Annotated in this window: 24 protein-coding genes; 20 read left to right on the top strand and 4 right to left on the bottom strand. The window is 62.5% G+C overall.

The features are described from left to right. Positions 1-606: 606 nt before the first annotated feature. Entirely contained in the window at positions 607-1440 is an 834-nt protein-coding gene (locus ACI2KS_RS21705; protein WP_404623061.1) for an alpha/beta fold hydrolase, read from the bottom strand. Positions 1441-1698: 258 nt separating this feature from the next. Between ACI2KS_RS21705 and ACI2KS_RS21700 the strand changes: the two genes are divergently transcribed. The 3 genes from ACI2KS_RS21700 to ACI2KS_RS21690 are packed head-to-tail and all read left to right on the top strand — an operon-like array spanning position 1699 to position 3856. Continuing rightward, positions 1699-2433 (top strand): SDR family NAD(P)-dependent oxidoreductase, encoded by a 735-nt coding sequence (locus tag ACI2KS_RS21700; protein WP_404623060.1) that lies wholly within the window; start codon positions 1699-1701, stop codon positions 2431-2433. A 14-nt stretch (positions 2434-2447) separates the two neighbouring features. Continuing rightward, positions 2448-3221 (top strand): SDR family NAD(P)-dependent oxidoreductase, encoded by a 774-nt coding sequence (locus ACI2KS_RS21695; RefSeq protein ID WP_404623059.1) that lies wholly within the window; start codon positions 2448-2450, stop codon positions 3219-3221. Next, positions 3221-3856, top strand: a complete 636-nt coding sequence (locus ACI2KS_RS21690) for a nuclear transport factor 2 family protein (protein ID WP_404623058.1) — start codon at positions 3221-3223, stop codon at positions 3854-3856. Before ACI2KS_RS21695 ends, ACI2KS_RS21690 begins: the two co-directional genes overlap by 1 nt. A 147-nt stretch (positions 3857-4003) precedes the next feature. Here the strand turns inward: ACI2KS_RS21690 and ACI2KS_RS21685 are convergent, their stop codons facing one another. Together ACI2KS_RS21685 and ACI2KS_RS21680 are read right to left on the bottom strand one after the other, a co-directional pair. Then, on the bottom strand, positions 4004-5206 hold the full coding sequence (locus ACI2KS_RS21685; protein ID WP_404623057.1) for an acyl-CoA dehydrogenase family protein: 1203 nt from the start codon (positions 5204-5206) through the stop codon (positions 4004-4006). Beyond that, entirely contained in the window at positions 5203-6375 is a 1173-nt protein-coding gene (locus ACI2KS_RS21680) for an acyl-CoA dehydrogenase family protein (protein WP_404623056.1), read from the bottom strand. The genes ACI2KS_RS21685 and ACI2KS_RS21680 overlap by 4 nt, the downstream gene beginning before the upstream one ends. A 292-nt stretch (positions 6376-6667) precedes the next feature. On the opposite strand from ACI2KS_RS21680, the gene ACI2KS_RS21675 reads away from it, so the two are divergent. The 17 genes from ACI2KS_RS21675 to ACI2KS_RS21595 all read left to right on the top strand — a co-directional run bounded on the left by ACI2KS_RS21675 (position 6668) and on the right by ACI2KS_RS21595 (position 23273). Then, the gene (locus tag ACI2KS_RS21675; protein WP_404623055.1) at positions 6668-7558 is read left to right on the top strand and encodes a VOC family protein; all 891 of its coding nucleotides are present in this window, start codon (positions 6668-6670) and stop codon (positions 7556-7558) included. Between the two features lie 12 nt (positions 7559-7570). Beyond that, positions 7571-8446 carry a CoA transferase subunit A gene (locus ACI2KS_RS21670; protein ID WP_404623179.1) on the top strand — a complete coding sequence of 292 codons (876 nt, stop codon included), beginning with the start codon at positions 7571-7573 and terminating at the stop codon, positions 8444-8446. A gap of 12 nt (positions 8447-8458) precedes the next feature. Further along, positions 8459-9256: a CoA-transferase subunit beta gene (locus tag ACI2KS_RS21665; RefSeq protein WP_404623054.1), complete on the top strand. Its 798-nt coding sequence runs from the start codon at positions 8459-8461 to the stop codon at positions 9254-9256. Positions 9257-9271: 15 nt separating this feature from the next. After that, entirely contained in the window at positions 9272-10180 is a 909-nt protein-coding gene (locus tag ACI2KS_RS21660; protein ID WP_404623053.1) for an enoyl-CoA hydratase, read from the top strand. Further along, positions 10177-11289 carry an NAD(P)H-dependent flavin oxidoreductase gene (locus ACI2KS_RS21655; RefSeq protein ID WP_404623052.1) on the top strand — a complete coding sequence of 371 codons (1113 nt, stop codon included), beginning with the start codon at positions 10177-10179 and terminating at the stop codon, positions 11287-11289. The genes ACI2KS_RS21660 and ACI2KS_RS21655 overlap by 4 nt, the downstream gene beginning before the upstream one ends. After that, on the top strand, positions 11286-12038 hold the full coding sequence (locus ACI2KS_RS21650; RefSeq protein ID WP_404623051.1) for an enoyl-CoA hydratase family protein: 753 nt from the start codon (positions 11286-11288) through the stop codon (positions 12036-12038). The genes ACI2KS_RS21655 and ACI2KS_RS21650 overlap by 4 nt, the downstream gene beginning before the upstream one ends. Positions 12039-12047: 9 nt before the next feature. Next, a complete protein-coding gene (locus ACI2KS_RS21645; RefSeq protein WP_404623050.1) occupies positions 12048-13211 on the top strand; it encodes an acyl-CoA dehydrogenase family protein in 1164 nt (387 codons plus the stop codon). A 9-nt stretch (positions 13212-13220) separates the two neighbouring features. Then, entirely contained in the window at positions 13221-14279 is a 1059-nt protein-coding gene (locus ACI2KS_RS21640; RefSeq protein ID WP_404623049.1) for an acyl-CoA dehydrogenase family protein, read from the top strand. Positions 14280-14282: 3 nt separating this feature from the next. Then, positions 14283-15434, top strand: a complete 1152-nt coding sequence (locus ACI2KS_RS21635) for an acetyl-CoA C-acetyltransferase (RefSeq protein ID WP_404623048.1) — start codon at positions 14283-14285, stop codon at positions 15432-15434. Between the two features lie 60 nt (positions 15435-15494). Next, positions 15495-16373 carry an SDR family oxidoreductase gene (locus ACI2KS_RS21630; RefSeq protein WP_404623047.1) on the top strand — a complete coding sequence of 293 codons (879 nt, stop codon included), beginning with the start codon at positions 15495-15497 and terminating at the stop codon, positions 16371-16373. Between the two features lie 139 nt (positions 16374-16512). Further along, positions 16513-17298, top strand: a complete 786-nt coding sequence (locus ACI2KS_RS21625) for an SDR family oxidoreductase (RefSeq protein ID WP_404623046.1) — start codon at positions 16513-16515, stop codon at positions 17296-17298. A gap of 10 nt (positions 17299-17308) precedes the next feature. Continuing rightward, positions 17309-17779: a MaoC family dehydratase gene (locus tag ACI2KS_RS21620; RefSeq protein ID WP_404623045.1), complete on the top strand. Its 471-nt coding sequence runs from the start codon at positions 17309-17311 to the stop codon at positions 17777-17779. A 7-nt stretch (positions 17780-17786) separates the two neighbouring features. Continuing rightward, complete coding sequence (locus tag ACI2KS_RS21615) at positions 17787-18995, top strand: acetyl-CoA C-acyltransferase (RefSeq protein ID WP_404623044.1); 1209 nt, start codon at positions 17787-17789, stop codon at positions 18993-18995. A 68-nt stretch (positions 18996-19063) separates the two neighbouring features. Further along, the gene (locus ACI2KS_RS21610) at positions 19064-20269 is read left to right on the top strand and encodes a helix-turn-helix transcriptional regulator (protein ID WP_404623043.1); all 1206 of its coding nucleotides are present in this window, start codon (positions 19064-19066) and stop codon (positions 20267-20269) included. A 106-nt stretch (positions 20270-20375) separates the two neighbouring features. Continuing rightward, positions 20376-21749, top strand: coding sequence for a DUF1329 domain-containing protein (locus ACI2KS_RS21605; protein WP_404623042.1), 1374 nt, complete (start codon positions 20376-20378; stop codon positions 21747-21749). Between the two features lie 178 nt (positions 21750-21927). Then, the gene (locus ACI2KS_RS21600; RefSeq protein WP_404623041.1) at positions 21928-22968 is read left to right on the top strand and encodes a Rieske 2Fe-2S domain-containing protein; all 1041 of its coding nucleotides are present in this window, start codon (positions 21928-21930) and stop codon (positions 22966-22968) included. A 131-nt stretch (positions 22969-23099) separates the two neighbouring features. Next, the gene (locus ACI2KS_RS21595; RefSeq protein WP_404623040.1) at positions 23100-23273 is read left to right on the top strand and encodes a hypothetical protein; all 174 of its coding nucleotides are present in this window, start codon (positions 23100-23102) and stop codon (positions 23271-23273) included. 166 nt (positions 23274-23439) lie between these two features. Here ACI2KS_RS21595 and ACI2KS_RS21590 read toward each other — a convergent pair whose 3' ends face one another. Continuing rightward, a complete protein-coding gene (locus ACI2KS_RS21590) occupies positions 23440-24315 on the bottom strand; it encodes a LysR substrate-binding domain-containing protein (protein ID WP_404623039.1) in 876 nt (291 codons plus the stop codon). Positions 24316-24444 lie beyond the last annotated feature (129 nt).

Raw genomic sequence — 24444 nt, 5'->3', positions numbered from 1 at the left:
CGATCCCTCCATAGCGCCGCGTGCTTATGAGTCTGGCCGCAGGGCGTGGGAGTTCGGCTTGCCGACGATCTGCCGGGGACCGGCAGTGGATGCAGAGGTCTCGGGTGTTCCAGGCATACCGCAGTCGCAGGACTTGCTGCCGCTTCGCGCCAGATCGCGAGCAAGCTTGCTCCCACGGCCTTCGGCCAGAATCAACAGCGCAGGGCGCGCCGTGTCCTGCTTCTGCCCAGAGGGCGTGGGAGTTCGGCTTGCCGACGATCTGCCGGGGACCGGCAGTGGATGCAGAGGTCTCGGGTGTTCCAGGCATACCACAGTCGCAGGACTTGCTGCCGCTTCGCGCCAGATCGCGAGCAAGCTTGCTCCCACGGCCTTCGGCCAGAATCAACAGCAGATCTACAAACGCGAGCAAGCTTGCTCCCACGGCCTTCGGCCAGAATCAACAGCAGATCTGTAAACGCCAGCAAGCGTGCCCCACGGCCTTCGGCCAGAATCAACAGCAGGTCTGCAAACGCCAGCAAGCGTGCTCATACGGCCTGCGGCCAGAATCAGCAGCGGACCGGCAAACGCCTCGAGTGACGATGACGACCCGGCAGCCGTGTCGGGATTTCAGCCGTGCTGCAGGAAGTCGATGCAGGTACGGTTGAACAACTCGCGGTGTTCCACTTGGACCCAATGCCCGCAACGGTTGAGGACGACGAAGCGTGCGTTCTGCGCGCCTTCGATGATGCGCTGGGCGCCGCTGAGAGGGTTGAAGTGATCGTCGCTACCCCAGAATCCGAGTATCGGGCACTCGATCTCGCCCAGGCGCGCCTCCATGTTCGGCACCATCATGGTGCTGAACAGATTCTTCGGTTGGGTGACAGCCACTGCAACACGTTCCTGCAGCAGGCTTTCCGGCAAGATCGATGCGTCGAACAGCTGCAGACTCATCATGCTGCGCATCTCCTCCATGCCGATCGGGCCGGCGCCGAAGAGGCTGACCATGCGCACGATACCTTTCATTTTGAAGTAGGTTTCGCGCTCCTCGACGCCGCCCGGTGCCAGCAGGATCAGGCTCTGCGCCAGTTGCGGCGAGCGTAGGGCCAGCCCCAGCGCGATCGCGCCACCCAGTGAGTTCCCCAGCAGTGTGCAGCGTCGTACACCAATGGCTTCCAGGAACCCGGCCACGCAGTCCATGAAAAAATCCAGGTCGTACTGGACGTCCTCAGGCTTGTCCGAGCGGCCAAAGCCCGGCAGATCGAGCACCAGGTTGCGATACCCGGCGGCGACGAAGCGCGGGTAGTTGCCCTTGAAGTTGCTGAAGCCGCTGGCGCCTGGTCCGCTGCCGTGCAGCCACAGCACTACCGGGCCTGCACCTTCTTCCAGATAGTGCAGACGCAGGCCGTTGGACAGGGTCGCGTAATGGCCGACGGGCAGAGGCAGGTCTACGGGTTGATTCATGGGGTTCTCCATTTTTGTCGATTCGTAAGGCACAGCCGCGTCGGGCACGACAGCGATGGAGTGAAGGGGAACGCTGCGCCCGACGGGTGTGCGCGTACGCATGCTGGGCCGGCCAGGTGTCGCTGGCATCGTCCGTTCAGACCACGTCGCGGTAGTCCTATCGGACGATGTCTGCCCAGGCCCTTGCCGTTAATCATTGAGGTTACGGTCCCACTGCAAGGGCAGCTGGCCGCAGCGTTGTGCTGAGAGGAGATTGCAATGAAGTTACTTAATAAAGTGGCGTTTGTGACGGGTGCCGGGCAAGGCATGGGCCAGGCCATCGTGCGCGGTTTTGTTGCTGAAGGCGCCAGGGTAGTGGCAGTCGACCTGAATCAGGCGGCGCTGGCCGAGAGCCTCGCCGATCTGGGCGACAAGGTACTGGCACTCGCCTGCAATGTGGCAGACGGCGCTTGCGTCGCAGACGCCATGGGTCAGGCAGAACAACACTTTGGCGGCCTCGATATCCTGGTCAACAACGCCGGTGTGGGTGCGCTGGACAGCTTCCTGGAAACCCCGGACGAAAGCTGGGCGCGGGTGATCGGCGTGAATCTGGGTGGCACCTTCCTGTGCTGTCGCGAGGGTGCGAAGTTGATGGTCAAGGGCGGCCGCAAGGGGGCGATCATCAATCTCTCCAGCACAGCCGCGCTGACTGGCGACGGCCCGAGCCACTACTGCGCTGCCAAAGCCGGCGTCATGGGCCTGACCCGCTCGATCGCCCGGGAGCTGGCCTGCAGTGGCATACGTGTCAACACCCTGGTGCCGGGGCCGACCAACACACCGATGATGGCCGGCATCCCTGATGACTACATGCAGGCGCTGCTGAAAAACGTACCCCTGGGTCGCATGTGCGAGACCGACGAGATCGCCAGGGTTGCAGTATTCCTGGCCAGCGAAGACGCCAGTTTCATGACCGGACAAAACATTGCCGTCAACGGCGGTATGGCCTTTATCTGATCAGGGAGACACCCATGAGCAAACGTCTACAAGGAAAAATCGCCTTCGTCACCGGTGCCGGTTCCGGCATTGGTGAAGCCACTGCGCTGCGCTTCGCCGAAGAGGGCGCCACAGTTGTGTTGTGCGGACGACGCATCGGGCCACTGCAAGGTGTGCAGGAAAAAATCCACACCCAGGGCGGTCAGGCCGAGATTGCCGTGGCCGATGTCAGCGACGAACAGGCCTACGTCGACGCGCTGCAGGCCACCGCGCAGCGTCACGGGCGCCTGGACATCCTGGTCAACAACGCGATGGCCTATACGTGGGGCAGCATCGACAGCATGTCCACCGCCGATTGGCACGCCAATTTCACCACCACCGTGGACGGCACCTTCTGGGGCACCCGTACCGCGATGCAACTGATGAAGGCACAGGGTGGCGGATCGATCGTCAACATCGCCTCGATCTGTGGACTGTTCGGCACTGCATGGATGGCCGGTTATTCGGCGGCAAAGGCGGCGGTGATCAATTTCAGCCGGGCAGCGGCCAGTGAAGGCGCAGCGCACAACATCCGTTGCAACGTGATCATTCCGGGTGTGGTCGACACCCCGGCCACGGCGGGCATGCTGGCCGATCCAAAGACCCGCAGCAATACCGAGAAAGTCATCCCTATGAAACGGGTCGGCCTGCCCGTAGAGCTGGCCAACGCCATCGTGTTCCTGGCCAGCGACGAAGCTTCGTACGTCACCGGCGCAAGTCTGGCGGTGGACGGCGGTCGTGGTTCGGATCTGTACACGGTGCTCGAATGATGGGCCAGGACACGAGCTCGTTGCTCGCGCGCATCGACCGCCTGGAGTCGCTGGATGAGATCCGTCAACTGGCCGGCAAATACGCCTTGGCGTTGGACATGCGCGACATGGACGCGATGGCGAACTGCTTCGCCCCGGACGTGCGCGTCGGCCGTGACAAGAGCGGGCGCGCACACCTGAAGGTGTGGCTGGACGAAACCATGCGCAAGCAGTTCCACGGCACGTCCCATCACTTGGGGCAGCACATCATCGAGTTCAGTGATGCCGATCACGCCACCGGCGTGGTGTATTCCAAGAATGAGCATGAGACCGGGCCGCAATGGGTGATCATGCAGATGCTGTATTGGGACGACTACGAGCGTGTCGACGGACGCTGGTGCTTGCGCCGTCGCCTGCCGTGCTACTGGTACGCAACCGATCTGAACGCCCCCCCCATTGGTGGCCTGAAAATGCGTTGGCCAGGCCGCGAGCCATACGCCGGCAGCTTCCATGAGCTGTTCCCCTCCTGGGATGCGTTCTGGGCACAGCGACCGGACAAGGATGCCTTGCCCGAGATCGCCGAACCCGCACCGCTGGAAGGCTTTCTCAAGACGCTGCGCCGTGGAGCCGATGCGCCGAAGATCCGTGTGCGCTGAAAGATCAGGGTTCTACACGCGGGCAACGTTGTTTCTTTCATCGACTTTTGGGTCTGGCGTTCACCCATAGCCTGTTCGAGCTGAGGCGTGGGATAAGGCTGTGGTGTGTCAGGCTTCATTCCAGAGGCCTGCCGCACCACACGTCGTTTAGGCGGGGAGTTGCTTGTGGCGGGGTTCGCGGGGCATGCCCAAGGCGCGCTCGGCGATGACATTACGCTGGATCTCGTTGCTGCCCCCATAGATGGTATCGGAGCGGGTGAACAGGAACAGTGACTGCAAACGGCTGAGTCGGTAGGGTTCAGCGTCTAGGAGTTCGCCGGCATCACCCAGCACGTCCATGGCCAGTTTGCCCAGGTCGCTGTGCCAGGTGGACCATGCCAGTTTGTAGATCATCGCTTCACGCCCCAGGTTGCCGTCTTGCGGACCCGACAGCATGCGCAGGGAATTGTAGCGCAATACCTTGAGGCCGGCCCAGGCCTGGGCGATACGCTGGCGCAGCAGTGGGTCGCGCGCCGCACCGTTGGTGCGGGCGATGCGAATGATTTCATCGAGTTCATTGTGAAACTGCATCTGCTGGCCCAGCGTGGATACGCCGCGCTCCAGGCCCAGCAGCGCCATGGCAATCTTCCAGCCATCACCCGGTTGGCCAATCAGGTTGTCAGCGCTGGTAACCGCCTGATCAAAAAACACCTCGTTGAACTCACTGGTACCGGTCAATTGCTGAATCGGCTGGACGCGGATGTTCTCCTGATCCATGGGCACCAACAGGAACGACAAGCCCTGATGCCCCTGGCTGCCGGGCTCGGTGCGGGCCAGCACGAAACACCAATCGGCCTCGTGGGCCAGGGAGGTCCAGACTTTCTGTCCGCTGATCAACCAGTGCTCGCCGGTGGCGTCCCGTTTTGCCCGGGTCTGCACGTTGGCCAGGTCCGAGCCCGCTCCCGGTTCCGAATAGCCCTGGCACCAATACTGGCTGCCGTCGAGGATGCCGGGCAATAATCGCTGTTGCTGGGCCAGGGTGCCGAAGGCGGCCAGTGTCGGGCCGACCAGGCCTTCGCCAATGTGGCCCATGCGCCCCGGGCCGCCGGCGCGAGCGTATTCTTCATGAAAGATCACTTGTTGGCTGATGGACAGGCCCCGTCCGCCATGTTCTTTCGACCAGCCAACGCCGATCCAGCTGCCACAGGCAAGTTCGCGCTCCCAGGCTTTGCGCTCTTGCGCAAAACTGTGTTCGTCTCCCGGACCGCCGCGAAAGCGCAAGGCTGCAAATTCGCCGCTCAGGTGCTCGGCCATCCACTGGACGACCTGTTCGCGGAACGTTTCGTCGGCACGGCTGAATCCGATTTTCATGCTTGCTCTCCCAAAAGAAGCGTCGCCAACCGCTCGCGGTGCAGCGCCGGGGTGCCCAGCAGCTGTTCGCTGGCGCGGGCGCGTTTGAAATACAGGTGAGGGTCGTATTCCCAGGTAAAACCGACGCCACCATGCAGTTGGATCGACTCGGCGGCACAGTGGAAAAACGCCTCGCTGGCATGGATTTTTGCAACGGCAGCGGCGCCCTCAAGCTCTTTGACTACCGCAGGATCACCTTCTGGGTCCAGGCGTTCCTGGGCCACGCAGGCGGCGTAGTAGGCGGCCGAGCGGGCACATTCGACTTGCAGCATCATGTCGGCGCAGCGGTGTTTGATGGCCTGGAAACTGGCGATGGTGCGGTTGAACTGGCGGCGCTCGGCAATGTACGTCAGGGTCAGGTCCAGGGACTGTTGCGCGCCCCCGGTCTGCTCGGCGGCAAGCCCAATGGCAGCGATCAGCAGGGTGTCGCGCAATATTCCCCAGCCTTGCTCGGGGCCAGCCAGTCGTTGTGCCTCGCCGACCTGCACCTGGTCCAGGTCGATGCGTGCCAGGCGACGGGTCTGGTCCATTGTGGCCAGGGGGCTTCTGATCACCCCCGGCGTATCACCTGGCAGGGCGAACAGGCTGATGCCCTGATCGCCCGCCGACCCGGGGGCGCGCGCGGCAATGAGCAGCAGGTCGGCCGAGGCACCGTCGATGACCTGTGCATACCCGCCGTTGAGTATCCAGCCTCCGGGATGCGCTTGAGCCACCGTTTGTACGCTGTCACCCGCAAGCCCCGGAACACTGGCAAAGGCCAGGGTGGCGCGGGTCTTGCCAGTGGCAATCGCGCCCAACCAGTGTTGCTGCAGGGCCTTGTTGTGCCCCAACAACAGGGCCGGGGTGGCCAGGCAAGCCGTGGCGAACAACGGCGAACCCAGCAGGTAGCGGCCGCTTTGCTCCAGCAGGATGGCCAGTTCGACAAACCCCAGGCCCATGCCGCCAAAGCGTTCGGGCACCATCAGCGCCGGCCAGTACAGCTCCTGGCCGATCTTCTGCCAGACCAGCGGGTCGTGTGCATCCGCTCGGCTCATTGCGGCGCGCACCGCCTGTGAGTCGCTGGCCTGAGCGAGAAAACGCTCGGCGCTGTCGCGAATCATCAAGTGTTCTTCGGTAAAGGCGAACTCCATGGAGTATCCCTGCTAGACAGATGGGTGTGCCAAGTCTGGGGTGTGGGGAAGGGGGCTCGAATCATTAAAACGGACTAGAGCGCGACAGCCTTGATGACCCTTCATTGCGCAGGCCAGCCAGCGGTAGTCGGGTTCAGCTGCAAGGCAGCTCGTTGCCATGGGAGCGTCGGTGCCGTGCCGGTATCGGTTCTGCCGAAGGCCAGCGCTGCTTAGTCTCAATGGACGATGAAGCGGCGGGCCGCGCTTTGCAAAATGCTCGCCACGTAAGCGAATCAGCCAAGGAGACCCAGGCATGATCGACATTCGCGGTTTGAGCTATTTTGTCTCGCAGATCGAAAACCTCAGCCAGTGGCAGCGTTACGCCGAAGACGTGCTGGGTATGCAGGTGCAGCCAGCGCCAGGCGGTGGCCTGTACGTGAAGATGGACGAGCGCCCGTTTCGCATGCTGATCGTCGAGGGCGGTGAGGCGAAGTACCTGGCGTCCGGTTGGGAACTGGCCAACGAGCGAGCGTTTCAGGCCGCGCTGGAGCATCTGACCGCTGCCGGTATCGAGTGGCAACCGGGCAGCGCCGCCGAGATCGATCAGCGCGGGGTACAGGCGCTGGTCAAGGTCATCGACCCGTCGGGTAATTGCCATGAACTGAGTTGGGGCCATCGCTCCGATTGCCTGCCGTTTGTTTCGCCGCAAGGCGTGCCGCGATTCATTACCGGGGACATGGGCCTGGGCCACACCGTGCTGCCGGCGCCGAATTTCGACGCGACGCTGGCGTTTGCCAAGGACGTGCTCGGTTTCGCGCTGTCGGACATCTTCAACTTCCGTCCCGACCTGTCCGCGCCAGCCATCCGCATTCACTTCCTGCATTGCCAGAACGCCCGTCATCACAGCCTGGCGCTGGCCGAGTACCCGGTGCCTTCCGGTTGCGTGCACGTGATGGTCGAGGTCGACTCGATGACTGAAGTCGGTCGCGCCCATGACCGTTTGCAGGCCCATGACGTGAACCTGTCAGCCACCCTCGGGCAGCACCTCAACGACCGCATGACCAGTTTTTACATGAAGACCCCGTCCGGCTTCGATCTCGAGTACGGCTACGGCGGATTGCTGGTCGATTGGGCCGAACATTCGGCATTCGAGTTCACCCGCGTGAGCATTTGGGGGCACGACTTTTCGGTCGGCCAACAGTAAGGAGTCGTCATGATGAACAAACAGCTGACAGCGGCCGATGCGGTCGCTCAATTGCGCGATGGCATGACCATCGGTTTCGGTGGTTGGGGCCCGCGGCGCAAGCCGATGGCGATTGTGCGCGAGATCCTGCGCTCGGCGGTCAAGGACCTGACCGTGGTCGCCTACGGCGGCCCTGAAGTCGGTATGTTGTGCGCCGCTGGCAAGGTCAGGAAACTGGTATTCGGCTTCGCCACCCTTGATGCCATCCCGCTGGAACCTTATTACCGCAAGGCCCGCGAGGCCGGGGAACTCGAGCTGCTTGAGCTCGATGAAGGGATGTTCCAGTGGGGGCTGCGCGCCGCGGGGATGCGCCTGCCGTTTCTGCCAACCCGCTGCGGCCTGGCCACCGACGTCACGCGCCTGAACCCGCAACTCAAGACCGTCGCATCGCCGTATGCCGATGGTGAGGTGCTGCTGGCGATGCCGGCGCTGAACCTGGACGTAGCATTTGTTCACGTCAACGTCGCCGACCGTCTGGGCAATACCCTGGTCACAGGGCCCGACCCGTATTTCGATCACCTGTTCGCCCGCGCCGCCCAGCAGTGCTTCGTCTCCTGCGAACGTCTGGAGGAGCGCCTGGCGTTGAGCGCCGAGCAGGCTCGCTTCAACACGTTTGAACGCTACCTGGTGAGCGGCGTGGTGCATGCCCCGCTCGGTGCGCACCCGACCGCTTGCGCCCCTGACTATGGCTGGGACCTCAAACACCTCAAGGATTACGTCGCCAGCAGTCAGGCGCAAGACGGCTGGCAGGAGTATGTGCAGACCTGGGTCGCCGGTGGCGAACAGGCTTATCAGGCACAGAACGGCGGCGCCGAATCCATGGGCGCCTTGCCCCTTCCCGTGTTCTGAGGAGTAGCGATTATGTCTGCAACCTGTGATTTCACCCTCGCGGAACTGATGATCGTCGCCGCCTCTGAAGCCTGGCGTGGCAATGGTGAAGTGATTGCCTCGGGTCTGGGCGTGATTCCGCGCCTGGGGGCAAGCCTGGCAAAACTAACGCACAGCCCGGAGCTGTTGATGACGGACAGTGAGGCGTTTCTGGTAGAGGAGCCTGTGCCGCTGGGTCCGCGCGGCGACTTCGTTGCGCAGTACTCCGGCTATTTGTCGTTCGAACGGGTCTTCGAATGCGTCTGGGGTGGACGTCGTCACGCGATGATCGGGCCGACCCAGATCGACCGCTGGGGCCAGACCAACCTGTCCTGCGTCGGCGATTACCAGAAGCCCAGGACCGCGATCCTCGGCGTGCGCGGCCTGCCGGGCAACAGCATCAACCACCTTAACTCGTTCTTCGTGCCCAGCCATAACACGCGGGTGTTCGTCAGCGACGAAGTGGACATGGTCTCTGGTGTCGGCTTCAAGGCCGAGCGTTGGCCCGAAGGTGTGCGCCGCGACCTGATGGACATCCATGTTGTGATCAGCGACCTGTGCGTGCTTGATTTCAACGGCCCGCAGCGGGCGGTACAGGTGCGCTCGCTGCATCCGGGAGTGAGCTTCGAGCAAGTCCAGAACAACACCGGCTTTGCGCTGCTCAAGTCAGCGCAGCTGCACGAAACCGCATACCCCACCGACGAGCAATTGGCGTTGATCCGCCGCCTCGACCCCCACGATTACCGCGCCACGGCGATCAAGGGCAACCCACCCGGTATCCGTACCGCCTAGGGCAAGGAAGGGAACATGCACCGCAGCGACAATGAATTCATCGTCCGCCAGGACAACGCGACGTACGAGACCGACACCCCGGTGCTGTACGAGGTGGACGAGGGGATAGCCACGCTTACGCTGAATCGACCGGCCTTCAATAACGCGCAAAACTCGCAGATGACTTACGCCCTGGACGCAGCCTTCCGCCAGGCGGTGGATGACGACAGCGTCAAGGTGATCGTGCTGCGCGGGAACGGCAAGCATTTTTCCGCCGGTCATGACATCGGTACACCTGGACGGGACATCGACAAGCCGTTCGAGCGCGCGCACCTGTGGTGGGATCACACCAACAAGCCCGGTGGCGAGCAGCTCTATGCACGCGAGCAAGAGGTGTACCTGGGGATGTGTCGGCGCTGGCGTGAACTGCCCAAGCCGACCATCGCCATGGTGCAGGGCGCATGTGTCGCCGGTGGGCTGATGCTGGCCTGGGTCTGTGATCTGATCGTCGCCAGTGACGACGCGTTCTTTCAGGATCCGGTGGTACGCATGGGTATTCCGGGGGTCGAGTATTTCGCCCATCCCTATGAAATGAACCCGCGCCTGGCCAAGGAGTTTCTCTTCACCGGCGATCGCATGAGCGCCACGCGCGCCTGGCAAGTGGGCATGGTCAACCGCCTGGTACCTCGCGAGGAACTGGAGCAGGCCACCTATGCCCTGGCCAAGGGCATCGCCCGTCAGCCGCGCATGGGTCTGGCCTTGACCAAACAGGCGATCAACCACGTCGAAGACCTGCAAGGCAAGCGCACGGCGATGGACGCGGTATTCGCCTGGCACCATTTTGCCCACGCGCATAACGAGCTGCTGTCCGGTGACAAACTGGGCGGCTTCGACGCCAAGGGCATGGCCCGGGCCAACAAACAGGCCGAGGACAAACCTCAATGAACCGCTGGCTGGACACGCCGCTGACCGAAGCGCTCGGTTGCCGTTACCCGATTGTGCAAACCGCCATGGGCTGGGTCGCCGACGCCAACCTGGTGATCGCCACGACCGAGGCTGGCGGTTTCGGTTTCCTGGCTGGGGCGACCTTGGCTGCCGATCGGTTGGAGGGCGAAATCGCCAGGGTGATCGACGCCACCGGCGGCAGCAATTTCGGCCTTAACTTTCATATGTTTCAGGACAACGCCGGCCAGTGCGTCGACCTGGCGATTAAATACCGGCTGCGCGCTGTCAGCTACGGCCGTGGACCGGACAAAAACACCATTGCTCGGTTCAAGGCGGCGAAGGTGTTGTGCATCCCCACGGTCGGCGCATTGAAACATGCACTCAAGGCGCTGGAGCTGGGTGCCGATCTGATCACGGTACAGGGCGGTGAAGGCGGCGGTCACACCGGCGGGGTGCCCAGTTCGATCCTGCTGCCTCAGGTGCTGGCGGCGGTCAACGTACCGGTGATCGCAGCCGGCGGATTTGCCACCGGTCGCGGCCTGGCGTCGGTGCTGGCGGCCGGCGGTGCCGGCATCGCCATGGGCACGCGGTTCCTCATGACCCGCGAATCGCCGACACCGGCCGCGACCCTGGAACGCTATCTGCAGGTCAACGATCCGCAACGGGTGCGGGTCACCACGGCGGTGGACGGCATGCGTCACCGGATGATCGAAAACCGTTTCATCAATCACCTGGAAAACGCCGGCCCGCTAGGACGCCTGCGCATCGCCCTGGGCAGTGCCTGGCAATGGAAGCAACAGACCGGCATGAGTCTGGGGCACATGGCCTCGGTGTTCCTGCGTGCCTTGGGTGAAGACCCTTCAGCACTGTCGCAGGTGGTGATGGCCGCCAACCAGCCCGTGCTCCTGCAGCGCTCGATGGTCGATGGCGCCCCCGACGAAGGCATCCTGCCCAGCGGCCAGGTGGCAGCAGCCATCGGCGAACTGCTCAGTTGCCGTGAAGTCATCGAAGGCATTGCCAGCGAAGCGCGGCAATGCCTGGACGCACTCCTGGCGCGCAGCCAGGCGCAACCCTCGACTCACCCCGCCAGTATTGGAGAACCCCTGTGAACCAGGCATTTACGACACAACTCAATCAGGGGGTCGCTGAACTGGTGATCGCCAAACCGCCGGTAAACGCCCTCGACAGTCAGGAGTGGCAGGCGCTGGCGCGGCAGATAGAGGCCCTTGGCGCTGATCCCGAAGTGCGGGTCATCGTGATTCGTGCCGAAGGCCGCGGTTTTTGCGCCGGTGTCGACATCAAGGAACTGGACAAGCATCCGGAACGCATCGTCGAGGTCAACGCCGGTAACTACGCAACGTTCAAGGCCGTACATCGCAACCCGGTGCCGGTGATTGTCGCGGTACATGGTTTTGTCCTGGGCGGCGGCATCGGCATCACCGGGGCAGCAGACATCGTCATCGCTTCCGAATGCGCAACCTTCGCCCTCCCGGAAGTCGACCGTGGCGCCATGGGCGGTGGTGCGCATCTGCAGCGTCTGTTCCCGGTGCAGAAAGTCCGCTACCTGTTCTTTACCGGCGACAGCATCGGTGCCCCCGAGGCCCTGCAATACGGCTTCATCGAGCGGATTGTCAGCAAAGATCAACTGCGTGAAACCGCCCTGGCCATTGCCACCAAAATCGCGCAGAAGAGCCCAGGCATGATCCGTATCGCCAAGGAAGCCTTGAACGGCATCGAAGACGGCAATCTGGAAGACAAGTACCGCTGGGAACAGGGTTTCACCCTGCTGGCCTATAGCAATCCGGATTCGGCGCAAACGCGCCGGGCCTTCGTCGAAAAACGCGACGCCAAGTTCTGAGATCAAGCCATGGACCTGACTTACACCCCCAAGCAAATCGCCTTTCGCGCCGAAGTACGCGCCTGGCTTGCCGGCAACGTGCCGAGCGAGCCGCTGGCCAGCTACGACACCCGGGAAGGTTTCGAGCAGCACCGCGCCTGGGAGGCGAAGCTGTTCCAAAGCCGCTGGTCGATGGTGATGTGGCCTGCCGAACTGGGCGGTCGCGGCAGCGATCTGATCGAGTGGCTGATCTTCGAGGAAGAATATTACGGCGCCGGGGCACCCATGCGCGTCAACCAGAACGGTCAGCTGCTGCTGGGACCGACTCTGATGGAGTTCGGTACCCCGGAGCAGAAGCAACGTTTCCTGCCGCGCATGGCCGCCAGCCTGGACATGTGGGCGCAGGGCTGGTCGGAACCCAATGCCGGCTCCGATATGGCGGCGATCACCAGCAAAGCCGTGCTCGACGGCGAGCACTATGTGATCAACGGGCAGAAGACCTGGTCGACCCGGGCAATTTATGCGGACTGGCTGTTCGGCTTGTTTCGTAGCGAGCCGGGATCGGCCCGGCATCACGGCTTGTCGTTTGTCATGGTGCCGTTGAATGCGCCTGGTGTGAGCATTCGACCGATCAAGGCGCTTAACGGCAAGGACGCCTTCGCCGAGGTGTTTTTCGACGACGTGCGCGTACCGGTCGCCAACCGCATCGGTGGCGAAGGGCAGGGCTGGCATGTGGCAATGGCCACCGCAGGTTTCGAGCGCGGCCTGCTGCTGCGCTCGCCGGCGCGCTTCCAGGCCACGGCGCGCCGACTGGTCGAACTGTACAAGGCTCACCGCGCCAGTGCCGACCGCGATCCGGCGCTGCGCGATGCAGTGCTGGAAACCTGGATGGGCGCCCAGGCCTATGCGTTGTCTGCCTATCACACCGTGGGCCGCTTGAGTCGGGGCGAGCAGATCGGCGCCGAGTCGAGCATCAACAAGATCATCTGGTCGGAGCTGGACCTGAAGATGCACGAGACCGCCATGCGCATTCTCGGCGCGCGCGGCGAACTGCTGGGCGAGGGTGCGCAGCAGGGCGATGCGGCTGGCTGGCTGGAAGGCTTCCTGTTCGCCCAGTCCGGACCGATCTATGCCGGCACCAACGAAATCCAGCGCAACATCATTGCCGAGCGGATGCTCGGTTTGCCGAAATAGGGAACCGCCATGGACTTCACCTTCAACGATGAGCAGTTGGCGTTTCGCGAAGCCATCAGCCGTTTTCTGATGACCGAAGCCGCACCGGAGATGTTGCGGGAAATCTGGGAGACCGATATCGGTCGCTCCCGCGACTTGCGCAACAAGATTGCCGAGCAGGGATTGACCGCGCTGTCAGTGCCCGAGGCCGAAGGCGGTCTGGGCATGGATGACGTGACCTGGGCGCTGATGACTCAGGAGCTGGGCTATTACGCCATCCCGGACTCATTGTCTGACACCGCTTATGTCGCCGCCGGGCTGCTCGCCGGTCTGCCCCAGGACCATCCAGCCCGGGCCGACCTGTTGCCACGCATTGCCGACGGCAGCCTGCGCATGGCGATCGGGCATCCGGTCAATGCCCTGGTCAGTGATGCGCAATCGGCTGAGGTGTTGATCCTCACCGACGGCGATGACGTCCACGTGGTGCCGCGTGCACAGGTGAATGTGCAGACCCGGCCGAGCATCGATGCATCGCGCCGTCTGGGCCTGGTGACCTGGACACCGTCGCCGGCAACCTGCATTGCCGGTGGCGAGCTTGGGCGCGGGTTGCAGCAACGTTTGCTCGATCGAGGCGCGCTGTCGGTGGCCGGGCAGTTGCTGGGGCTTGCGCAGCGCATGCTCGACTTGTCGGTGGATTACGCCGCCCAGCGCAAGCAGTTCGGCAAGCCGATCGGCAGCTTCCAGGCGGTCAAGCATCACCTGGCCGATGTCGCGCGCTACATCGAACAGGCCAAGCCGGTGCTGTACCGCGCCGCTCATGCCTTGGCCCGGGGCGACGTGAACGCTGGCGTGTGGGTTTCGCAAGCGCGCCTGGCGGCCAATGAGGCCAGCTGGATCGCCGCGCGCAAGGGCATTCAGGTGCACGGCGCGATGGGGTACACCTGGGAAGTGGATTTGCAGATGTTCATGAAGCGCGCCTGGGCCCTCGATGCGTTCTGGGGCGAGCGCGGCTTTCATAAAACCCGTGTCAGCGACTATCTGTTTGCCGACGCCACCGGCCTGGGGCCGGGACATACTTTCGAGGAATGAGTCATGGCCCAAGCGTACATCGTTGATGCACTGCGCACTCCCACCGGCAAGCGTAAAGGTGCCTTGAGCACGGTCCACGCCATTGATCTGGGCGCTCATGTGCTCAAGGCTCTGGTGGAGCGCAATGTGATTCCCGCCGAGGACTACGACGACGTGATATTCGGCTGCGTCGACACCATCGGTTCACAGGCTGGCAACATCGCCCGCAGCAGTTGGCTGGCCGCCGGCTTGCCATTGGCGGTGCCCGGCACCACGGTGGATCGCCAGTGCGGCTCATCGCAACAGGCAGTGCATTTCGCCGCTCAGGCAGTGATGAGCGGCACTCAGGATGTGATCGCCGTCGGCGGGGTGCAGACCATGACCCAGATCCCCATCTCATCGGCGATGCTGGCCGGCCAGCCGCTGGGCTTCGCCGATCCGTTTTCGGGCAGCGTTGGCTGGCGTGCGCGGTTTGGCCAGCAGCCGGTGAACCAGTTCTACGCGGCGCAACGCATCGCCGATCATTGGCACATCAGCCGCGAACAGATGGAGGCCTTTGCCCTGCAAAGCCACGATCGAGCGTTGGCGGCTATCGCCAGTGGGCGATTTGCCCGGGAAATCGTCAGCTACCAGGGCTTGGCGGTGGATGAGACCCCGCGCCAGAGCAGTCTGGCCAAAATGGCCGAGTTGCAACCCGTGGACCCGCGGTTCCCTTCCATTACCGCCGCAGTGTCAAGCTCGACCTGTGACGCCTCGGCGGCGCTGTTGGTGGTCTCGGAAGCGGCACTCAAACGGTACGACCTGACGCCACGGGCGCGGATTCATCAGTTGACGGTGCTCGGTGACGATCCGATCTGGCATCTCACCGCCCCGATCGCCGCCACTCACCGGGCCCTGGCCAGGAGCGGCCTGAGCATGGCCGATATCGACCGGGTCGAGATCAACGAAGCGTTTGCTTCAGTGGTCATGGCCTGGGCCAAGGAGCTGGATTACGACCCGGCGCGTACCAACGTCAACGGCGGCGCTATCGCTTTGGGCCATCCGTTGGGCGCAACCGGGGCGCGCTTGATGACCACGCTGCTCAACGAACTGGAATGCACCGGGGGTCGCTATGGCCTGCAAACCATGTGTGAAGGCGGCGGCCTGGCCAACGTGACCATTATCGAACGCTTGTAGTGCGTCCCGCGGGCCGCCGCTTGGAGTGCGTGGCCCGCTCCACTTTCTGAGGAATCAAACATGACGATGTGTGCAGACCGCACCGTGATCATCACCGGTGCCGGCGGCGGGCTCGGCCGCGCCTATGCTCTGGCGTTCGCCGGGCAAGGGGCCAATGTGGTCGTCAACGATATTCGCGCCCAGGCCGCAGAGGACGTTGTGGGGGAGATTCGTCTCAACGGCGGCCAGGCGATTGCCAGCAGCGACGACATCACCACCCTGGACACCGCTCAGCGCATCGTCGATGCGGCGCTGGCGACTTTCGGCGAAGTGCATGTGCTGATCAATAACGCCGGCGTGCTGCGTGACCGCATGTTCATCGGCCTGACTGAAGAAGACTGGGACATGGTCATGCGCGTCCACCTCAAGGGCCATTACTGCCTGGCCAATATTCTTGGCCGACGCTGGCGCGACATGGCCAAGGCTGGCACGCCGGTGGATGCGCGGATCATCAACACCAGCTCCGGTGCCGGCCTGCAAGGTTCGGTGGGGCAGTCCAATTATTCGGCGGCCAAGGGCGGTATTGCCGCGCTGACCCTGGTGCAAGCGGCGGAACTGGCGCGATACGGTGTCACCGCCAACGCCCTGGCGCCGGCCGCACGGACCTCGATGACCGAGAGCGCCATGCCCGACGTGGTGAAGAAGCCCGAGGATGGCAGCTTCGACGCCTGGGCTGCGGAAAACGTTGCACCGCTGGTGGTGTGGCTTGGCAGCACGGCGTCGGCCCATGTCAGTGGCCAGGTATTTGAAAGCCAGGGCGGACGGATTTCCCTGGGCGACGGCTGGCGCACTGGCGTCACCCGCGACAAGGGCGCGTTGTGGCAGGTGGAAGAAATCGGCGCGGCCGTCGACGCGATCCTCGCCCAGGCGCCGAAGGCACAGAAGGTTTGGGGAAGCTAAGGCGCCAGATCATCCAGCGGCTGTACACCGCTTGACCCGGGTGTCGTTCGCGGCACCCGGCATACCCCGTTTTGACGATGCGCCATTTGCCCCCTCTGCGTACAACTGCAGCGTACTGATTTCTTCGGAGGTAGACGCTGTGAAACAAGCCCCCCCTTATGTTCCCGGTCATCAATTGCTGGCCGGCAAGTCGGTGTTGATTACCGCTGCCGCAGGCGCCGGTATCGGTTATGCGGCGGCCAGGCGCAGTGCCGAGGAGGGTTGCCGGGCCTTGATGGTTTCCGACGTGCATCCGCGGCGTCTGGAGGAGGCGGTGCAGCGCCTCAAGGGCGAGACCGGTCTGCAGGCGATCCATGGCCAGCTGTGCAACGTCACCGTCGAGGCCGAGGTCCAGGCCCTGGTGGCGGCCGCCGAAGAGGCGCTGGGTGGGGTCGATGTGCTCATCAACAACGCCGGCCTCGGCGGCCAGAAACGCGTCGTCGAGATGAGCGACGAAGAATGGCTGCGCGTGCTGGACGTCACCCTTACCGGCACCTTCCGCATGACCCGGGCCATGTTGCCGCACATGCAGCGGCGCGGCGCTGGGGCCATCGTCAATAACGCTTCGGTGCTCGGTTGGCGGGCGCAGAAGGAGCAGGCCCATTATGCCGCCGCCAAGGCCGGAGTGATGGCGCTGACCCGCTGCAGTGCCCTGGAAGCCGCCGAGTTCGGCGTGCGCATCAACGCGGTGTCGCCATCGATTGCCTTGCATGATTTTCTCAAGAAAGCCTCCAGCGAAGCGTTGCTGGCCAGCCTGGCCGGACGCGAGGCGTTCGGTCGCGCCGCAGAAGTCTGGGAAGTGGCCAACGTGATGATGTTCCTGGCCAGCGACTACGCCTCGTATATGGTCGGCGAAGTGCTGTCCGTCAGTTCGCAACAAGCGTGAGGATCGACTCATGAGTCACGTTTTCAGTACCGCCCAGGGGTTGCTTGCAGCCGAGGGCCTGGACCTGGGTCACACCGACTGGCTGACCATCACCCAACAGCGCATTGATCTGTTCGCCGAAGCCACCAGTGATCACCAGTGGATTCATGTCGATCCGGTACGTGCTGCCAGAGGCCCGTTTGGTGCCTGCATTGCTCACGGCTATCTGACCCAGTCGCTGGCCAACCTGTTCATGCCGCAACTCTTGACCCTCGACAACATGGCAATGGGCGTCAACTACGGCAGTGACCGGGTGCGCTTTCCGGCGCCGGTGAAGGTCGAGTCACGGGTGCGCGGCAGCGGCCGGATCATCCGCGCCGAACAGCTGGGCGACGCCGTGCAACTGGTGGTGCGCATCACCGTAGAAGTCGAGGGTCAGGCGCGACCCGGTTGCGTGATCGACACCATCAGCCGCTACACCTTCAACCCAATTTCCAAGTGAGTTCGTCATGGACCTGAATGAAGTCGTTATCGTCGCCACTGCCCGTACCGCACTGGCCAAGTCATTTCGCGGATCGTTCAACGATACCGAGGCCCCGGTGCTGGGAGGGCACGTGGTGGCGGCGGTCGTGGCACGCGCCGGCATCGACCCGGCAGAGGTCGAAGACGTGATCATGGGCGCGGCGGTGCAGCAGGGTACCCAGGCCTATAACATCGGCCGGCTCTGCGCCTACACCGGCGGTTTGCCGCAAAGCGTGCCGGGGATGGCCGTGGACCGCATGTGTGCCTCGGGCCTGATGAGTATCGGCGTGGCGGCGAAGGGCATCATGAGCGGCGAGATGAGCATTGCGATTGGTGGCGGTGTGGAGTCCCTGTCGCTGACCCAGAACAAGCACAAGAACACCTACCGCGCCCAGTCTGAGGCGGTGTTGCACGTGATGCCCAGTGCCTATATCCCGATGCTTGAAACCGCTGAGATTGTCTCTCGTCGTTATGGCATCAGCCGCGCCGCTCAGGATGAGTATTCCCTGCAAAGCCAGCTGCGTACCGCCGCCGCACAACGGGCTGGCCTGTTCAACGAGGAAATCGCCGGGTTGAGCGTGGACAAGCTGTTGTTCGCCGCCGACGGCCAACCTGACGGCCATGAGCGGGTGCAGGCGCTGCGAGACGAGTGCAACCGACCCAATACACGTCTGGAAGAACTCAGCGGTTTGAAGCCGGTGTTCAAGGACGGTAAATGGATCGGGCAGGGCGAGTTCGTCACCGCCGGCAATGCCTCGCAGTTCTCAGACGGCGCTTCGGCCAGCCTGTTGATGAGTGCCGCGCAGGCCAAACGCCGGGGCCTGACGCCGCTGGGCATTTATCGCGGCATTGCCGTGGCCGGTTGCGCCCCCGAGGAAATGGGTATCGGTCCAGTGATCGCGATTCCCAGGTTACTCAAGCGCTTCGGCCTGACCGTGGCGGATATCGGTCTGTGGGAAATAAACGAAGCCTTTGCCTGTCAGGTCCTGCATTGCCGTGACGCGCTGCAGATCCCGGCCGATCGGCTGAATGTCAACGGTGGGGCGATTGCGATCGGTCACCCCTTTGGCATGTCCGGTGCGCGGATGGTTGGCCATGCCTTGCTCGAAGGGCGCCGCCGCGGCGTGCGTTATGTGGTGATCGCCATGTGCATCGGTGGCGGCATGGGCGCCGCCGGGCTGTTCGAACTGCCGTGAGGCGTTGCTCCTTCAACTGACGCGCCGAGGGCCTGCCGGTCGGTAGGCCTTCTGCCGGGGGAATGCTTATGCACCCACGTTTGCCCAATGCACATGTCCTGGCGCATATGGGCCTTGAGCTGGTCGAGTACGAGCGCCTGATCGGTGACATCTACGACTCGGCGGTGAACACTCGCCGCCTGGGCGAAGCGTTGCGCCAGGTGCGAGCCTTGTTCAAGGCCAATTTCGTCACCCTGATCCTGCGTGTCCAGGAGCAACCGCTCCTGTCTCCAATGGTCATTGCAGGCGATATCGAGCTGGGTGAGGGCGGCATCAATCACTACGCGTACTGCGCCGAGTCCAGCCTGTTCGATGGCCTTCCCACCGACAGGGTATTCACCATCGACGACCTGATGAGTGATAGCGAATGGGCCCGTTCGGCGTTTTACCTGTTGTACTGCCAACCCTATGGTTGCTACCACATGCTCGGTGCCGATATCCGCCTGCCCGATGGTGGCGTTGTCCGTTTACGGATCAATCGCCCGCACAGTGCACCGGGCTTCGGTGATGCCGAGCGGGGCATGTGCGCCATGTTGTTGCCGCACCTGCGCCGGGCCTTGCACATGAACTCGCTACTGGACCGCAGCGAGTCGCTGGGCACTCTGTACTCGCAGACGATCAGCCGTCTCGCCGTGGCGACCATCGTGCTCGATGAAAACGGCAGTGTGGTGCAGCTCAATCCCGTGGCTCGACAGATTCTCGACAGCCAGGACGGCCTCAAGGTCGTGGGCGGCCGACTGGAAGCGACTTACCCCAGTGACAATCGGGAGTTGTCGCGCCTGGTGCGCAATGCCTTTCAACGCGCCAGGCAAGGTGCTGGCAGAGGCATCCAGATAGCCGAAGCGACCTCGATTTCCCGCCCTTCAGGACAAGTCAGCCTGGGCGTTGTGGTGGAGTTGATTCCCTCAAGGGAACTGCACGAGGGCAGCGGCAAGCCTACCGTGGTGGTGTATGTACGTGATGCGGTGAGCAAGTCTCTGGTGAGTACGGTGTTGACCTCGCAGTTGTACAGCCTGACCCCTGCGGAAACCGCGCTGGCCCTGGAACTGGCCAACGGCCTGTCGCTGGAGGAAGCCAGCGAGGCGTTGAATATCCGCCGCAACACCGCCCGTGCACACCTGCGTTCGATCTTTTCCAAGACCGGGGTTCGGCGTCAGACCGAACTGGTGCGGATCATGCTCAACAGCGTGGTGGCACTGGGCGCACCGCAGCCACCGGCGGTGGGCCGGGTGTGACGCGCGCCCCGCAGCAGAATGCGTTAGTCCGTGCGGACGATGCTGCCGGCAACCTGGCCTGTCGATACTGGGAACCGACGTCGAACCTTGATAAGGAGAATAAAAAATGATCGGCAGTAATCAGTCCCCCGGCCGGGCCTTTTTGTTATTGGGATGCTGTGCCATCGGCATGGCGAATGCCGCACCGCAAGACGTCGCACGCCTGGGTAATGAGCTGACCTGTATGGGCGCCGAAACGGCCGGCAATGCCGACGGCAGTATTCCGGCGTTCAGCGGCAAATGGCTGGGGGTGCCGCCTCACGTTGATTTCAAGGGCACGGGCAACCATCCGATAGATCCGTACCCGGAGGAAAAGCCACTGTTGGTGATTACCGCGCAGAACATGGCGCAGTACAGCGAGCAGCTGTCCGACGGGCAAAAAGCCCTGTTCAAGCTGTACCCGAACACCTACAAGATGCCGGTCTATCCGTCGCACCGTGATTTCCGTATGGACGACGCGGTGTGCAAAGCCACCCGCGAGAACGCCAGCATTGCGCGCCTGGTGGATGAGGGGGAAGGCGTGGTGGGCAAGACCGGCGGCACGCCATTCCCGGTGCCGCGCAGTGGCCTGGAGCTGCTGAAAAACGCCTCTACCTTCACCCTGCGCGCCTGGACCGAGGAATACACCTCCGACAACGCGTATGTGCTAAAGGACGGCAACATCAACTGGGGCCGCGTGCATTCGCGCAACCTGGCGCCGTCGCTGGAGCCTGGCAAGCTTGGCGATACCGTTGGCAACTCGGCGTACTACCTCAACGAAACCCTGCTGCCACAACGGGACAAGGGCGAAATCAACACCGGCACCGAATTCTGGAACGACAAGACCGAACCGCGCCAGGCCTGGCGTTACGATCCGGGCACGCGCCGTGTGCGCCAGTCGCCAGGTTATGGCTTCGATATGTCGTTTCCGGGCAGCGGCGGTTCGATCACCGTCGACGAAGTGCGCCTGTTCAATGGCTCGGGGCAGCGCTATGACTGGAAGATTGTCGGCAAGCGCGAGATGTTCATTCCCTACGACACCTATCGCCTGCACGCCCCCAACCTCAAGTACGCCGATCTGCTGACGCCCGGACACATCAATCCGGATGCCCTGCGTTTTGAGCGCCACCGGGTCTGGGAACTGGAAGGCACCCTCAAGCCGGGCTATCGCCACTTGTATGGCAAACGCAAGTTGTACATCGACGAAGATACCTGGTACCCGATGCTCGCAGACAACTACGACAACCGTGGCGAGCTGTGGCGCACCTCGATGCTCAACTTCTTCTACGCCTATGAAACCCGCCGAATGCAGGCAGGTGTGGGCCTGTACTACGACCTCAACGCCGGCAGCTATCTGGCGTTCAACCTGATCAATGAACAGCGCAACGGTTACCTGTTGAACAAGCCGGGTTTCAGCCCCAAGGATTTCGGCCCTGAGGCCGCCCGCCGCTTCGGTCAGTAACGCCGGAGCAGGGCGTCCGTGTCTCACCGGGCGCCCGCTGCGAGCAGATCGCATTTGCTCTAGTCCGATTGAACGATGCCCTGCTTGCGCGGCTGCTCAATGATGTTTGACATGGGATCACCCTGTATTTCTTGGGGGTATGGCCTGCCCCGAAGTCTGCAATCGAGGAACAATAACAATGACCAAACTCGCTGAAATCAACATCGAAAACTCCCAGCGTACCCACCGTTACGCCCGCGGCTGGCACTGCCTGGGCAATGCCGGAGATTACCGCGATGGCAAGCCCCACACACTGGAGGTCTTCGGTACCCGGCTGGTGGCTTTTGCCGACAGCCAGGGCACTATCAGCATCCTGGATGCCTATTGCCCGCACATGGGCGCTGACCTCTCCCAGGGCACCATTGAAGGCGACAAGCTGGTGTGCCCCTTCCACCACTGGAAGTACGACACCGCCGGCAAATGCGTGGAAATTCCTTACTGCAAGCGCATTCCACCCAAGGCCAGGACCGGCAGCTGGTTGACCTGCGAGGAAAACAACCTGTTGTTCGTCTGGAACAATCCCGAAGGCCGTCCGCCGAAAGAAGGTGTGGTCATTCCGCACCTGCCCGAGATGGACGATCCTGAGTGGGTCCACGACTGGAACATCGACACCATGCACATCGAAACCAACCCACGGGAGCTGGTCGATAACCTGGTGGATGCCCAGCACTTCGGGCCGGTGCACGGCACACCGACCAAGTACTTCGCCAACGTGTTCGAAGGGCACGTCGGTCATCAGGTTTTTCATGGCGATTCCGAGCGTCTGGGCGGCGACCTGATCGCGCCATCGGCCTATTACGGTCCCGCTACCCACTTCACGCAGATCAGCTCGATGTTCGGCGATGTGCGGATCCACGCCATCCTGCTCAATAGCCATATACCGGTGACGCCGAACAGCTTCGACCTGCGCTTCGGTTGCATGGTCAAGCGAGTGCCGGGCTGGACGGAGGAACAGAACCAGGAAGTCGCCAAGGCCTACGTGATGGGTAACCGCGACTCATTTTACCAGGACGTGGTGATCTGGAAACACAAGATCCGAATCGACAAGCCAGTGCTGGCTGAAACCGACGGCCCGGTCTATCAGTTGCGCGAGTGGTACGAGCAGTTCTTCACCGATGAAGATGATGTGCCTGCGTTCATGGCGCAACGCCGTGAATTCGTGACGGTGGACGAGCGCTGACAGCGCGGTACGGCGACTTCGAGTAGCAGGTGATGGTCGCCTGAGTGTGCCATTGGCAAGTGCAAGGGCATCGCCACCCGCGCCAATGGCACCCACGCAAGGCCCATTTACCGGTGATGGGGGTACACGCAATGAAAACAAAAACAATGGTTGTCTATTACTTTCCTCTGTTGATCCTGCTGGTCCTGGTGTTGACCGTACCGGGTCGGGCGCCCCGTGCGCCGGGCGGCGTCAAGCTGTGCAAGCATTACGCAAGCTGTGATACCGCGAGTGTGAAAGTGCAAAACTGGCTGGATTTTCGATAACCAGGAACCGCGCTATCGCGCGTTCGGTGCTGGACGCCGGCGGTGCATCAAGGCGTTTTTACGCGCTCGGGCGCTTGAGTTGTCGGCGATGACCAGGTGCGTTGCGCCCATTGCCCGATACTCAGCCCTCGGTGGGCAACCGAAGATCAGATGCTGTCATTTCGATTCACGCTAATCGACTCTCTTTGAGCGCCTTCAAAAACGTGTAGGACGCATGATTGAGGGTTTCTCTGGGCTGGGTAATGACACTCACCGAGCGCACGATGCGCTTGTCTTCAAGGGCAAGGAAACACAGGTTGGCGCTTGCGCTTGAGCGGCTCAGCAGTTCCGGCAGCAAGGTCACCCCCATACGCTGCGCCACCAGAGCCAATAACGAATTTGTGTTCCTCACGCTGAGGGTCGACTGGTCCCGGATGTGGCGAAATTCAGCCGCGTTGATCTCGGCGCCAAGTCCGCTGTTGATGAAGTTATGCCCCTCCAGATCGCTCCAGCGCACCGGCCGTCCCAGCTGGTTGAGGCTGCTGTCGCTGCTGCACACGACGCAGAATGCATCCGAGAACAGGTGCTCCTGTTCGAGGTTGGGAACGATCGCTGGCACCGTGGCCACGCCGATATCCACCTCGCCGCTGAGCACCGCCTGCACCACTCGTGCGGAATCCATGTCACGGATATCCAGGTGGAATTGCGGGTGTCGCTCATGGAACTGCTTGAGTAGAGGGGGCAGCAAGGTGATGGCAAAGGAGGGCACTGCTGCCACTCTGACCAGCCCGGTTTCCGCCTTGGCGTAAGTCTTGATGGTGCTGATGGTTCGCTCGAAATGCTCCAGCTCACGCTGGGCCTCGAGCAATACGAAACGTCCCAACGGGCTGAGCTGGTTCTTGCGTTCGCCCTCGAACAACGAGCCGCCCAGTTCCTCCTCCAACTGTTTGAGCGACAACGACACCGCCGCCGGGGTCCTGTGCAGGCGGTGGGCGGCCTGGGAAAGGTTCTGGCTGGTGGCGACTGCCACAAAGAACTGCAGGTTGGAGATCTTGATACTCATGGAAAGCTCTGATGACCGAAGTTGGGGCTTAAATAATACTTGAATAACATTAAATTATATTAGATTTACTTAAATCGACGCCCGCTCATAATTCTCTCAAACCACACCTTGGCTACGTCTTGCCGAGTG

Origin of the sequence: Pseudomonas sp. NPDC087358 (assembly GCF_044900785.1) — a bacterium.
Lineage (GTDB): Bacteria > Pseudomonadota > Gammaproteobacteria > Pseudomonadales > Pseudomonadaceae > Aquipseudomonas.
Note: the sequence above shows the minus strand (reverse complement) of the source record. Positions and strands in the feature narration are given on the sequence as shown.